This is a genomic window from Kitasatospora sp. NPDC048365 (assembly GCF_043200835.1).
GTDB lineage: Bacteria > Actinomycetota > Actinomycetes > Streptomycetales > Streptomycetaceae > Kitasatospora > Kitasatospora terrestris.
Window position 1 is genome coordinate 1 of sequence record NZ_JBICYJ010000087.1, and the last position, 12,330, is coordinate 12,330.

A 12,330-nucleotide genomic window follows, 5' to 3' on the forward strand; every position below is an offset into this window, starting at 1 on the left:
AGGGCCGCGAAATCGGCGACACCACCACCCTCGCCGACTCCACCGTCATGAACCTCATCCAGGCCCAACTCCCCACCACCGACAGCGAGAGCTGACGCACCACCAGACCGGACTGCCGCCGGCCGGGCCCTGACATCGGGCCGGCGGCAGTCCACCAGCTCCCGCTCCCGTCCGGGGGCCGTCACTAGGCATGCGACGGTCCGGTCCCCGGCCGCGGGTGGGACGTCCGGACGGTGGCCGGTGAGGGTCGGCCGACCGTTCGCCGGCGCTGCCGGTGTCCCCTCCAACTCCCGGGACACCGGCAGCGCGTCCCTCCCCCACCCACCCGATCCCCCGCCCGGCCCGTACCCGGCAGCAGCCGCCACGACGACGTGGCGGAACGCCGGAATCCCCCGGGGCCGCGCGGGACGCCGGAGCGTCCGCCGAAGAGGGTCGGCAGACCTCCGCACGCTGTCGGGCGCCGTTCTGCACCAACGGCGCCCGACGGCGCATCAGCCGGGACCGCGGCGGCACACCCCACCGCCCCGCCGTCGGCGTCGAAATGGCCCGGACTCACTTCCGTAACGCGTCCGCCGTACGGCGAGGCCAGGATGTCCCCCAGTCCATCGCGGGAGGCGAGTCGGGACGCCTCCGGCAGAGAGGTCAGGTCAGGGCCTGATGACGGTACAGGAACTGGGGCCGAACCCGGCCGACGTCCAGTCACTCCGCGCGGAGCTGGACGAACTGCTGCGGGCCCGGCAGTTCGCGGCGCAGCGGGAGCGACGGCTCACCGAGGCCGCCCGCGCCGACTACGCCCGATCGCCCGCCTCACCCGACCAGGAGCTCCTGCGGCAACTGGCCCAGGCCCAGACCCTCCGCGAAGGGCTGGGCATGCGGTGCCTCGAACTCAGCGACCGGCTGCTCGCGTTGGAGGACCGGCTGCTGTCCGAGCGGCACTCCTCCGCCCACGCCACCGCCGAGACCGTCCACCGGCACCCGCCGGCTGCCGGGCCCGCGCCGCACTCCCCCGCTACCGGCGCAACGACCGCCCGGCCCGCCCGCCCCGCGCAGCCCGCCCGCAAGCGCCCCACCGGGGCCCGCTTCGGCGGCGTCTACCAGCACGAGCCCGAGGCCGAGCCCGTCCTCCCCCCGGTCGAGGCGGCCCAGCCCCTGCGCGGCGCCCGGTTCGGCGGCGCCCAGGCCTCGCCCCCGGACGCACAGCACACCGACGCCGCGCCCCGGCCCACCGGCGCACTCCCCGCGGACCCGCCCCACCCCGAACCGGCCGTGCCGGCGACCCCGCTGCGCTCACCCGGCGAACTCGCCGCGCTCGCCCAGCGGGTGAGCGAGCTCCATCGCCGGGGCGCGGCCCACGAGTCCGCGGCCGTCGTCGCCCAGGCCGCCGTGACCCTGGCCCCCGCCGACGTGGCGAGGCTGGTCGCGCTGCTGCGCACCGGCGGCCCGGCGGGCTCGGCCGACTACCTGGCCCGGTCGGTCGCCCACAGCGCCGCCGGGCAGGCGGCCGGAACGCTCGCCGAGCTCCGCCGTTCCGGGCAGACCGACGAGGCCGCCGTACTCTTCCACGCACTGTGGTCGACCCCGGCAGCCGCGCTGCCCGCCCTGCTGACCGCCCTGGAGGACACCGGTCAGTCGGCGGACGGGCAGACCCTGCTCTGGGAATGGGCCTCCGCCCCGGCCCACGAACTCGCCGAACTCGCGCTGCGGCTCTGGGAGTCGGGCCGAGCCGCGGACATCCGCAGCCTGCTCCGACAGGCGGCCGGGCGGCCCACCGCCGACGTCGCGGCAGTGGCCCTGGCGCTGGACCGCACGCTCGCCCGCGGCCTGGTCGGCGAGGTGGTGCGACTCCGCCAGGCTGCCGACATCGGCGCCTTCGCCGCGGAGGTGCACGCCGATCCCGAGCTGTACGGTGCCCTGCTCGCCGCCGTCTTCGCCCAGGACGAGAGCCGCGCCCGCAGCGCACTCGCCGCCCTCCGCGCACACGGCCTGCCGACCGATCTCTCGCCCCACACCCGCCCCCGCAGCCGCCGCTGACCCGCCGCCGGTCCGGAGGAAGGCTACGAAGGTTCGCCCCGGGGACATGGCCGGGGCCCGGTGCGGGCAGCGCCGTTGTGGCGGTGCCCGTACCGGGCCGTGGGGGGACCTGTCCGCCGTGCGGGGCGGGCAGGTGGTTACGGGGTGGGCGGGGTGGCGAAGGGGGCGCTCCAGGTCTGGTTGGCCTGGTGGGTACCGCAGGTGTAGGTGGCGACGGCCTTGGTCTTGTCGTTGACGGTGCCGCCGGCGATGTCGGCGCAGACGCCGCCCGCCTTGAGCTGGCCGGCCAGGGTGTACGTCCAGATCTGCTTGCTGTCACCGCCGGCGCAGGTGCGCAGCTTCAGGCCGGTGGACTCGCCGGAGAGGCAGAGGCCGGGCGAGGCGAGCGAGGTGATCTGGCCGTTGGTCTGGCGCTGCCACTGCTGGTTGTTGCCGCTGTGGCAGTCCCAGAGGCCGACGGTGGTGCCGTTGGTGGCGCCGTTGTAGGCGTCGAGGCAGTAGGCGTAGGCCTGGAAGCCGGGCTGGGCGGCCTGGATCTGGCCGGTGGGGAGTGCGGCGCCGCAGCTGCCGGGGGCGATGGTGTACATCGCGTTGTCGTGGGCGCCGATGGTGGTGGTGAGGGAGCCGGTGACCTGCGTGGTGGTGTGGTTCCACAGGTCCTTGGCGGTGCGCGTGCAGCCGGTGTTGGTGAAGCCGACGCGGGCGAGGTCGAGCGTGAAGCTGGTCGCGGTGGCGTTCTTGTTGACGACGACCACGGCGCGCGAGCCGTCGGCGAGGGGCTTGACGACGACCTCGGTGCCGGCGGTGGTGGTGGCGCCGTCGCGGGCGGCGAGGTAGCCGCCGGCGGTGGTGTCCTGGTCGACGGCGATGATGTCGGCGTTCTTGAGGATGTTCAGCTGCGGCGCGTAGGTGACCGGGTCGGCGGCCATCTTGCGGACGTCGCTGGTGATCATCAGCGGCGAGCCCATCGCCGACCAGAGCGCGAACTGGCTGCGTTGCTCGGCGAGGGTGAGCTGGTTGTTGTCGCCGATCAGCAGCATGTCGGCGTCGTTGTGGTTGCCGGGGCCGTTGTAGCGGGCGATGGAGACGGTGTCCTCGAAGTTCTGGAGGATTCCGCCCTCGTAGTAGTCGGCGCCGTGCTGCCAGTCCCAGCCGGTGTTCGGCTGGTTGGCGTGCCAGACCTGGATGTCGGGGCTGACCCGCCACATCTGGCCCAGGCTGCGGACCCACTCCAGGGAGTTGTACTTCTCGGCGCTGGTCGGGCCGTACCCGGCGGGCGCGGACTCGTTGAAGAGGATCTTGCGGCTGGTGTTCGCGGTGGCCGTCTTGAGGGCGTTCGCGAAGGTGGTGAACTCGGTCTGGCGGTTGCTCTGGTTGGTGCCGCAGTTGTCGAGCTTGATGGAGTCGACGCCCCAGTACGCCAGCGAGTTGGCGTCGGCCTGCTCGTGGCCCATGACGCCGCCGGGCACGCCCTGGCAGGTGTTGACGCCGGAGGTGCTGTAGAGGCCGGCCTCCATGCCCTGGCTGTGCACGTAGTCGGCGTAGGCGTTGAGCTCCCAGTCGAAGCCGGGCTGGCTGCTGCCGCCCCAGGTGGCGGCGCCGTGCAGGTAGCCGGCGCTGGTGCGCTGCATCCAGCAGTCGTCGACCGTCAGGTTGGTGTACCCGGCGGCGACCAGGCCGGTGTCCTTCATGGCCTTGGCCTGGTCCTGCATGAACTGCTGGAAGGAGTACCCGTCGCGGGTGCCGTCCAGGCGGGCCTGGGCGGCGCAGGTGAAGCGGGCCCAGTTGTTGAAGCCCATCATCGGCTTCACCCCCACCGGGGTGCTGGTGTTGGCGGCGGTGCTGTCAGCCCTGGCCGGGGTGTCGAAGGACGAGACGAGGCCGGCGGTGAGGACCGCGACCGAGCAGATTCCGGCCATGCGGTGGTGCCATCTCATGCTGCTCCCAAGCGTGCATGTGTGCTTGAATTTGATTCTAACGAGCGTGAATCAATCAGTTTTGAGCAAGGGTTGGGCAGCGGGTGGGCCCGCGTCAAGAGGCGTGACACGACGGATTTCGTCGAGCCCCGGCGTAAAACGCGGAACAGGACCCGCGGACGTGTCCGCGGGTCCCGTCGGTGGGAGGGGTGGGATCAGCCGATGGCCCAGTGCTGCAGGGCCGAGCCGGTGTCCGCCTGCTGGGTGACCGGGGCGCCGTCCGCGGTGGAGGCGGTGGTCAGCAGCAGACCGCTCTTCTGCGAGGTGATCGTGTAGCCGCCGGAGACGGCGTTCACGATCCAGCGCTGGTTGGTGCCACCGGTGCAGGCCCACTGGATGATCGCCGTGCCGGGTGCGGTGGAGCCGCCGTCGACGTCCATGCAGAGGTTCGACTCGCCGTTGACGATCTGGTACGAGCCGTCGGTCTGCTGGGTGAAGACCCAGCGCTGGTTCGCGCCGCCGCTGGGGGCCCAGGTGATGAGCTTGGTGCCCTGCGTGGTCGAGTGGTTCGGGTCGTCGAGCGCCTTGCCGGAGGCGATCAGGGTGTGCGAGCCGCTGAGCACCGGGTTGACCGCCCAACCGAAGGTGGTCGAACCGCTCGCGGTGCCCGAGGACGCGGTGACCGTGACCGAGGAGTACCCGGCGGTGGTCGGCGTGCCGGAGATCAGACCGGCGGAGTTGATCGACAGCCCGGCGGGCAGGCCGGTCGCGCTGTAGGTCAGGCTCTTGCCGGCCGTGTCGGCGCCGCCGATCTGCAGCGAGACGGCGGTGTTGACCTTGGTGGCCTGTCCGCCCGGGTTGTTCACCCAGACGGTCTCGGGGGCGGCCCCGACCGCGGTCAGGGTCAGGGTCTGCTCGGCGGCGGTACGGGACGCGCCGACGGTGTTGCCGGAGTCGCTCCAGCTGCGGGTCGGGGTGGTCTCGGCGAGCCGGCCCGAGGTGGCGGACAGGCCGAGCACCAGGCCGCTGTAGCGGTTGACCAGCTTGTACGTGCCGTTGGGGGTGTTGTCCGTGCCGGTGCCGGCGATGACGAACCACTGCTGGCCGACGGTCGGGCCGCTGCCACCGACGGTGGTGGCGGTGGGCTTGGCGCCCCAGGCGCGACCCGCGTTGGCGGTGGAGTCGACACCGAGCAGCTGGCCGGTGGAGGCGTTGGCGATCCGGTAGGAGCCGTCGCCGATGGAGCTGAAGACCCAGTTCTCCAGCGCGTTGCCGGTGCTGGTCTGGGAGGTGGTGGTGGTGTTGCCGGAGACCTGGGCCAGGACCCGGCCGTTGCCGTTGGCGATCCGGTAGGCCTTGGTCAGGTCGAACGGGGCCGTGGCGGGCGAGGAGGAGTTGAGCGTGACCGGCACGTACTCACCCGAGGAGGTGCCCGCGCAGCCGAACGCGCAGTAGGTGCGGAAGTCCTTGCCGACGATCTGCGAGCCGGTCCTGTTCACGCCGTCGAGGAACCAGCGATACCAGGAGGCGGTGTGGTAGCTGCCGGTGTCGCCGGCGAGGTACCACTTCTGGGTGGCCAGGTTGTCGGTGACGTAGTACTGCTGCGGGGCGTTGCGGCTCTGGTCGACGGCCTGGGGCTGGCCCACGTAGAGGCCGAGGTAGGCGTTGAAGGTCACGTCCATGACGAACAGCGGCGAGGTCGCCGGGGCGGTGCCGGCCGCGACCTGCTGGGCGGTGGTGCCGGTGTTGGTCGGCTTGTACTCCCCGGTGGTGGGGGTGTAGCCGGTGGTGCTGGAGCCGTTCACCGGGACCATGTTGGACTCGCGGCCGCCGACGCCGGCCTCGCTCCAGGCGCCGTTGTACCACTTCTGCCAGGAGCTCGGCGCCATCTTGCCGGAGATCGGCGCGCGGGCGACGTGCTCGTGGTAGGCCCTCCAGCCCACGCCCTTGTCCACGACGCGGGAGCCGTAGAAGACGTAGAAGTAGCCGGACGCGGTGTCGACCAGCAGGCGCTGGTCGCCGTCGCCGTAGTAGTAGGTCTGGTTGGGGAAGGCAGTGGTGTCGCCGCGGGTGGTGCTGTACGGCGAGGTGATCACGTGGTCCTTGATCGTCCACGTCTTGCCCTGGTCGGTGGAGAGGGCGTAGTCGATCGCGTCGTAGTGCAGGTCGTCGCCGGCGTCGAGCGGGTCCGGCGTGAACTCGTTGTGGACCAGGCCGTACCAGTTGCCGGTGTCCGGGTCGACCCACAGGCCCGCCAGGTCGCAGTAGTTGCGCTCGGAGTGGGTGGTGCTGCCGGGGTCGTAGCTCGCGCTCAGGCCGGTCGGGCTGTTGTTGCAGCGCCAGGTGGTGTCGTCGTTGCGGTCCTGGGAGTTGGCCGGGTTGACGTAGCCGCTCAGCGACGCCGACTTGGTCGCGGTGTCGAAGTTGGAGCCGGTGTAGAAGTCCCACTGCCGGTGCTCGGTCGCGCCGTACAGCGCCGCCGACTGCTGGTAGTAGAACGTTCCGTCCTTGTCGATGTACGGCGTCGCCTGGGTGTCGGTCGGGTTGGGGAACGGCACCGGGGAGCCGACCGTGACGGTGTACGTCGCCGAGGCGGGGGTCGCGGAGGCGGGGGTGGCCAGGCCGGGGGTCAGGGCGAGGACGGCGGTGGCGACGGCTGCCGCCAGCGGCCTGCGGAGCTGGGGGATCATCGGGTACTCCTTGATGGTGCACCTGCGTGGGGGTGTGGGGGATGAGGTGGTGCGTCCGGCCCGGCGGGGCGCGGGCACCTCGGCGGGGCCTCGGCGGTGCAGGGGTCATCGGGCGGCGACCTCGATGTTCTTGCCGCGCATCGCCGCCACGGTCCGGTCGCGGACGGCCTGCAGCGCCGACCTGAGCGGGGTGCGGGTGGTGACGGCCTTGCCGAGTTCGGTGCTGAGTGCCTTGGAGGTGTCGGCCATCACCGGCCCCCAGGTCCAGTTGGTGCGGCCCAGCCCGTCGCGGAAGACGCCGAAGATCGGCTGGTTGCCGAAGTACGGGTCGGGCCGGTTCAGCGCGGGCAGGGTGTCGGCGGTCACGGCGGCCGGGTAGATGCCGGCCCTGTCGACCAGGATCTGGAGCGAATCCCGGTCGCTGCTCAGCCAGTTGGCGAAGTCCAGGGCGGGCCGGGCGGCGGCGCAGCCCTTCAGCAGGGCGGTGGCGGAGCCGCCGTCGAAGCCGGAGGCGGTGTCGCCCGCGGTCCACCGGGGCATCGGTGCGACCGCCCACTTGCCGCTCGCCGCGGGCGACTTCTGCGCCAGCAGGCTGGAGAACCAGACCGGGCCGGGGAAGGCGGCGAGCGTGCCGTTCTGGAGGTCCTCGAAGAGCCCGTCGCTGAACGCGGTCTCCGACTTGGCGAGGCCCTTGTCGAGCAGCGACTGCCAGTAGGCGGTGAACCTCGCGCTGTTCGGGTCGGCCGTGTCGACCTGCCAGGAGCGGCCCTTGACGTCGAACCAGCTGCCGCCGGCCTGCGCGGCGAGTCCGGCGAACCACCACGGGTCGTCGGGGGTGAACGCGGTCAGGAAGCGGGTGGGGGCCGCCTGGTGGAGGCGGGCCGCGTCGGTGGCGAAGTCCTGCCAGGTGCGCTGCGGTTCCAGTCCGTACTGGGCGTAGAGGTCGCTGCGGTAGTAGAGCGCCATCGGGCCGACGTCCACCGGGAATCCGTAGATCTCGCCGGCGACGGTGGCCTGCTGCCAGGCGGTCTCGGAGTAGTAGACGCGGGTGCCGAGCACCTCGTCGCTGATCGGCTGGACGAGGCCGTCGGAGGCGAAGCTCGGCAGCGACTCGTAGCCCATCTGCACCAGGCAGGGCGCCTTGCCGCCCTTCACCGAGGCCTGGACCGCCTCGTAGCCGCCCTGGCTGCCGGGGGCGACGGTCGTGTACTCGACGTGGATCCCGGGGTGGGTGGCGTTGTACCGGGCGACGGCCTCCGGATAGCCGGGCGCCCAGCCCCAGAAGGCGACCGTGACGCGGTGGTCGCCGTCCTGCGCCCCGCACGCGGTGGCACCGGCGACGAGCGTCAGCGCCGCCAGGGCGGAGAGGAGGCCATGGAGGCCGGGCTTGGTGCTCACGGGCGGGACATCCTTCGGCTCGCTGCAGTTTCGTGCAGTATCCAGCCCGATTGCGCGCAGATGTCAACACGTTCGACCAAAATGATGCATGGATGAGGCGCCTCGGATGTTTGAACGTGCGCGCTTCGCCCCACAGGTCGTGCACCACCGGTGGGTGCGCAGAGATGCGCGGTCATGGCACAATCTGTGCAACTTCCAGCACCATTGGGCCGGGCCGACCCCCGTCCGGCCCGTCAGGTCGCGAAGGGACGCGCGACCACGCGCCTGCACAGCCGGCCGTACAGCTCGGCGTCGTAGCTGCCGGCGAGCGGCGCGGCGACGGACGCGGCGGACAGCGCCACCGCCCGGCGCACCATCCGCGGCCAGGGGGTGCCGGCGGCCAGACCGGCCGCCAGCGCGGCGACGGCCGCATCACCGGCACCGGTCGGATTCCCGGCCACCCGCGACGGCGGGCCCGCCTGCCACGCCTCACCGGGCGCCACGGCGATCAGGCCGTCCTCCCCCATCGAGGCGACCACGCTCTGCGCACCCGCCGCCCGCAGCGCCGAGATCGCCGCCCGGGGGTCCGTCTCCCCGGTCGCGGCGAGGAGTTCCTCGACATTGGGCTTGACCAGCGTCGGGCGTTCCTGCAGCGCGGCCAGCAGCGGCTCGCCGTCGGTGTCGAGCACCACCGGCCGGTCGTGGGCGCGGCCGATCCTGACCAGCGTCGCGTACGCGTCGACGGGCAGGCCGGGCGGCAGACTGCCGGACAGGACCACGGCCTTCGCCGACCTCACCAGGCCGGTGAAGCGGACCACCAGCTCGGCCCACTCGGTCGCCGCGACCTCCGGGCCCGGCTCCAGCAGGACCGACGTGGTACCCGCGCCCTCGTCCACCACGGCGACCGTCCGCCGGGTCTCCGCCCTGATGCCCACCATCGCGTCGGGCAGGTCGGCGACGATCAGATCGGTCCGCACCGCCCGGCCGGTCGCGCCGCCCGCGAAGCCGCTGACCGCGGTGTCCACGCCCAGCCCCTGCAGCACCCGGGAGACGTTGACACCCTTGCCGCCGGCCCGCTCGTCCACCGCGGTGACCCGGGTACTGCCGCCCTGCTCCAGCCGCGCCACCCGGTAGGTCACGTCCAGCGCCGCGTTCGGCGTGACGGTGAGGATCATCCGAGCCCGCCCGCAGCGGAGACGGGGTCGAGGGCCTCCAGGGGGTGGCCCAGCAGGTCCAGGGCGAGCAGCCCGGCCCCCAGACTGCCCGCGCGGTCGCCGAGCCCGGCCGCCACGAGCCGGGGCGCGGACCGGAAGGCGAGCCGGTCGGCGAAGGCCCGGCGCAGCGGGGCGAACAGCGCGGCGCCGGCCCGGGACAGGCCGCCGCCGACGATCACGCAGTGCGGGTCGAGGACGGTCACGGCCGCGGCCAGCCCGTCGGCGAGCGCGGCCACCGCGTCCCGCCAGACCGCCTCGGCGAGCGCGTCGCCCGCCCGGGCCCGCCACTGCACCTCCTGCGCCGACACCGGCCCGCCCGGTGCGGCCCCGCCCGCCGCCCGGTAGCGGCCGGCGACGGCCGCGGCGGAGGCGACGCTCTCCAGGCAGCCGCGGCCACCGCAGGCACACTCCGGGCCGCCGGGGCGCACCACCAGGTGGCCGATCCCGCCCGCGCCCCCGCCGGCGCCCTGCTCCGCACGGCCGTCCAGCACGACCGCCCCGGCGATCCCGGTGCCGACCGACACGAAGAGGAAGGAGGGACAGCCCCGCCCGGCGCCGAGCCCGGCCTCCGCCAGGGCGCCGGCGCGCACGGCCTGCCCGATCGCCACCGGGACGTCCAGCTCGTCCTCGACCCAGCGGCGGACGGGGACGTCCCGCCAGTCGAGGCAGGCCGACCGGACCACGGTGCCCGCGGCCTCGTCGACGGTGCCGGGCAGCGCGATGCCCACGGCCGCGCACCCGAAGCCGTCCACCAGCCTCCGCGCCAGCGCCAGGACGTTCTCGGTGACGGCGTCCCGCCCGTCCCTGGCTCCGGTGACCACGCTCTCGCGGTGCAGCACGGCCCCGTACGCGTCGAGGATCGATGCCTTGATGGACGTGCCGCCGACGTCGAGGGCGGCCACCGTGACGGGACCGGTCATGGAATCCCCTCCATATGCTCGAATATGCAGAGGTTATAGCTCGAATGCGCAGCTTCGAGCAAAGATCGGGTAAGGGGTGCTCGGGTCCGCATCCACCACGACATTCGGCGCAGGGCCGGCACCGGCCGCGGCTAGGCTTGATCACTCACGGACCTGAGGAGTGACGATGGGCACGAACGAGCGGTGGACGCGGCTGCTCGCCGTCCTGGGCGAGCGCGGCAGCATCGACGTCACCGAGGCCGCCCAGCTGCTGGAGGTCTCCACCGCGACCGTCCGCCGCGACCTCGACGAACTCGCCCGCCAGCAACTCCTCACCCGCACCCGCGGCGGCGCCGTCCTCGGCGGAGCCGCGTACGACCTGCCGCTGCGCTACAAGACCGCCCGCCAGGCCGGCGAGAAGCAGCGCATCGCCGAAGCCGCCGCCCGCCTCGTCCCGCCCGGCGCCGTGATCGGCATCAACGGCGGCACCACCACCTCCGAAGTGGCCCGCGAGCTCACCGTCCGCACCGACCTCGCCGAGTACATCGACGAGATCGGCCTCACCGTCGTCACCAACGCCGTCAACATCGCCGCCGAGCTGGCCGTCCGGCCCTACGTCAAGACCGTGATGACCGGCGGCGTCGCCCGCGCCACCTCCTTCGAACTCACCGGCCCGCTGGCCCCGCTCGTCCTGCGCGAACTCTCCCTCGACTTCACCTTCCTCGGCGTCAACGCCGTCGACCCCGTCGGCGGCGCCTTCGCCCACGACGAGGGCGAGGCCGAGGTCAACCGCGCCCTGGCCGAACGCGCCGAACGCGTGATCGTCGTCGCCGACTCCACCAAACTCGGCCACCGCGCCCTCGCCCAGGTCTGCGCCGTCGAGCGGATCTCCACCCTGGTCACCGACAAGGACGCCCCGGACGAGCTGGTCGAACAGTTCGTCGCCGAGGGCGTCGAGGTCATCTGCGTCTGAGCCGACCCGGTCCGCGGAGACCGTTGGGGGGAGTGTTCCGGGTGAGCGCCGTCGAGGAGCCGTTCCTGATGCCGGTCGAGGACGTCTTCCGCCGAGGGCGGCAGACCATGCCGACCGGCCGGATCGAGCGCGGACGCGTCCGCACGGGCGACGAGGTGCAGCTCGTCGGCCCGGACCGCAGCCTGACCGCCCACGTCACCGGCATCGACCTGCACGGGCGGAACGCCGACGAGGCGTCCGCCGGCATGCACGTCGGACTCCTGCTGCACGGCACGGCCGGCACGGCGGTCGGACGCGGGCACGTACTCGCGGCACCCGGCACGATCGACGCCCACCACCGCTTCACCGCGGACCTCGCCCTGCTGTCCGAAGCGGACGGTGGCACCGAGGTGCGCACCGGCGACCGCCTCCAGTTCCACCTCCGCACCGCCACGGTCCTCGGCGTCGTCACCCTGCCCCCGGGCGCCGACCCGCTGCAGCCGCTCCACCAGGACACGGTGACCGTCGCCCTCGACCACCCCGTCGCCCTGGAGACGGGGCAGCGCCTCGCCTTCCGCCACCACGCCCGCGCCGCCGGAACGGCGACCGTCACCCGGCTCGGATGACCCCGCCCGCGGGCCCGGCCGAGCGCCGCGGCGGGCCGTCACGCACCTGCCGGCGGGGCGGCGGGCGGGCGCGGATGCAGCTTCGTGACCGAAAGCACGCAGGTCAAGGCCTTGGCGACCGCCGGGTTCCGGTCTAGCATTCCCTGAACGGCGGCCTCGCCCCACGGGCCACGGCCGCCCGGCTGAGCAGCCGCGCCCTGTCCCCTGCGCTGCTGCCCTGCGACCGACCGGGTCCCCTCGGGGGAGCATGTCCCCCACCACCCGGCAGTCGATCCCTTCGGCCCTTGAGCCTCCGTGTCGGGCATGGCCCGGCGAGCGGAGTCGGGAGACTGGTGATCATGACCTCAGACCGGCGCCCGCTGTGGCAGCCCTTCTCGGAGTCCTCCTCCGACCAGCCCTTGACCGAGGAGCACCCCCTGCCCCCGGTCCAGCGCTCCCCCTTCCAGGAACCGGCGGCGCCCCCGCAGCCCGCCGTCCCCCAGCAGCGCACCGCCGCCTCCAGGTCCGTGGGCATCGCCTTCACGGCAGCGGGCTAGGGTCCGTCTTCAAACCCCCGTCGTCCGCCCGAAGGGCGGGCGGGGCGTCGTTGGGGTGCGTGCATCGGCGGCGCCGACGAGGGAGTCCA

The 12,330-nt window shown here is 73.2% G+C and carries 9 protein-coding genes; 4 read left to right on the plus strand and 5 right to left on the minus strand.

Features of this window, described 5'->3' with window-relative positions; translation table 11 throughout:
* Positions 1-657: 657 nt before the first annotated feature.
* A complete protein-coding gene (locus tag ACGFX4_RS40660; RefSeq protein WP_393086148.1) occupies positions 658-2,031 on the plus strand; it encodes a hypothetical protein in 1,374 nt (457 codons plus the stop codon).
* A gap of 137 nt (positions 2,032-2,168) precedes the next feature.
* Here ACGFX4_RS40660 and ACGFX4_RS40665 read toward each other — a convergent pair whose 3' ends face one another.
* From ACGFX4_RS40665 to ACGFX4_RS40685, 5 genes are all read right to left on the minus strand, one after another.
* Positions 2,169-3,968 carry a ricin-type beta-trefoil lectin domain protein gene (locus ACGFX4_RS40665; RefSeq protein ID WP_393086150.1) on the minus strand — a complete coding sequence of 600 codons (1,800 nt, stop codon included), beginning with the start codon at positions 3,966-3,968 and terminating at the stop codon, positions 2,169-2,171.
* Positions 3,969-4,162: 194 nt separating this feature from the next.
* Positions 4,163-6,637 (minus strand): RICIN domain-containing protein, encoded by a 2,475-nt coding sequence (locus ACGFX4_RS40670; protein WP_393086152.1) that lies wholly within the window; start codon positions 6,635-6,637, stop codon positions 4,163-4,165.
* A gap of 105 nt (positions 6,638-6,742) precedes the next feature.
* Positions 6,743-8,035 (minus strand): ABC transporter substrate-binding protein, encoded by a 1,293-nt coding sequence (locus tag ACGFX4_RS40675; RefSeq protein ID WP_393086154.1) that lies wholly within the window; start codon positions 8,033-8,035, stop codon positions 6,743-6,745.
* 233 nt (positions 8,036-8,268) lie between these two features.
* On the minus strand, positions 8,269-9,189 hold the full coding sequence (locus ACGFX4_RS40680) for a 1-phosphofructokinase family hexose kinase (RefSeq protein WP_393086156.1): 921 nt from the start codon (positions 9,187-9,189) through the stop codon (positions 8,269-8,271).
* On the minus strand, positions 9,186-10,148 hold the full coding sequence (locus ACGFX4_RS40685) for an ROK family protein (RefSeq protein ID WP_393086158.1): 963 nt from the start codon (positions 10,146-10,148) through the stop codon (positions 9,186-9,188). The genes ACGFX4_RS40680 and ACGFX4_RS40685 overlap by 4 nt, the downstream gene beginning before the upstream one ends.
* Before the next feature lie 166 nt (positions 10,149-10,314).
* Between ACGFX4_RS40685 and ACGFX4_RS40690 the strand changes: the two genes are divergently transcribed.
* The 3 genes from ACGFX4_RS40690 to ACGFX4_RS40700 all read left to right on the plus strand — a co-directional run bounded on the left by ACGFX4_RS40690 (position 10,315) and on the right by ACGFX4_RS40700 (position 12,241).
* Entirely contained in the window at positions 10,315-11,100 is a 786-nt protein-coding gene (locus tag ACGFX4_RS40690; protein ID WP_393086160.1) for a DeoR/GlpR family DNA-binding transcription regulator, read from the plus strand.
* 41 nt (positions 11,101-11,141) lie between these two features.
* Positions 11,142-11,705: an EF-Tu/IF-2/RF-3 family GTPase gene (locus ACGFX4_RS40695; RefSeq protein WP_393086162.1), complete on the plus strand. Its 564-nt coding sequence runs from the start codon at positions 11,142-11,144 to the stop codon at positions 11,703-11,705.
* Positions 11,706-12,043: 338 nt separating this feature from the next.
* Positions 12,044-12,241 carry a hypothetical protein gene (locus tag ACGFX4_RS40700; protein ID WP_393086164.1) on the plus strand — a complete coding sequence of 66 codons (198 nt, stop codon included), beginning with the start codon at positions 12,044-12,046 and terminating at the stop codon, positions 12,239-12,241.
* Positions 12,242-12,330: the final 89 nt, after the last annotated feature.

What these genes read in the sequence shown, in the direction of transcription:
- ACGFX4_RS40660 (WP_393086148.1), top strand. Translation starts at nt 658, where the DNA reads ATGACGGTACAGGAACTGGGGCCGAACCCGGCCGACGTCCAGTCACTC.
- ACGFX4_RS40665 (WP_393086150.1), bottom strand. Translation starts at nt 3,968, where the DNA reads ATGAGATGGCACCACCGCATGGCCGGAATCTGCTCGGTCGCGGTCCTC.
- ACGFX4_RS40670 (WP_393086152.1), bottom strand. Translation starts at nt 6,637, where the DNA reads ATGATCCCCCAGCTCCGCAGGCCGCTGGCGGCAGCCGTCGCCACCGCC.
- ACGFX4_RS40680 (WP_393086156.1), bottom strand. Translation starts at nt 9,189, where the DNA reads ATGATCCTCACCGTCACGCCGAACGCGGCGCTGGACGTGACCTACCGG.
- ACGFX4_RS40685 (WP_393086158.1), bottom strand. Translation starts at nt 10,148, where the DNA reads ATGACCGGTCCCGTCACGGTGGCCGCCCTCGACGTCGGCGGCACGTCC.
- ACGFX4_RS40690 (WP_393086160.1), top strand. Translation starts at nt 10,315, where the DNA reads ATGGGCACGAACGAGCGGTGGACGCGGCTGCTCGCCGTCCTGGGCGAG.
- ACGFX4_RS40700 (WP_393086164.1), top strand. Translation starts at nt 12,044, where the DNA reads ATGACCTCAGACCGGCGCCCGCTGTGGCAGCCCTTCTCGGAGTCCTCC.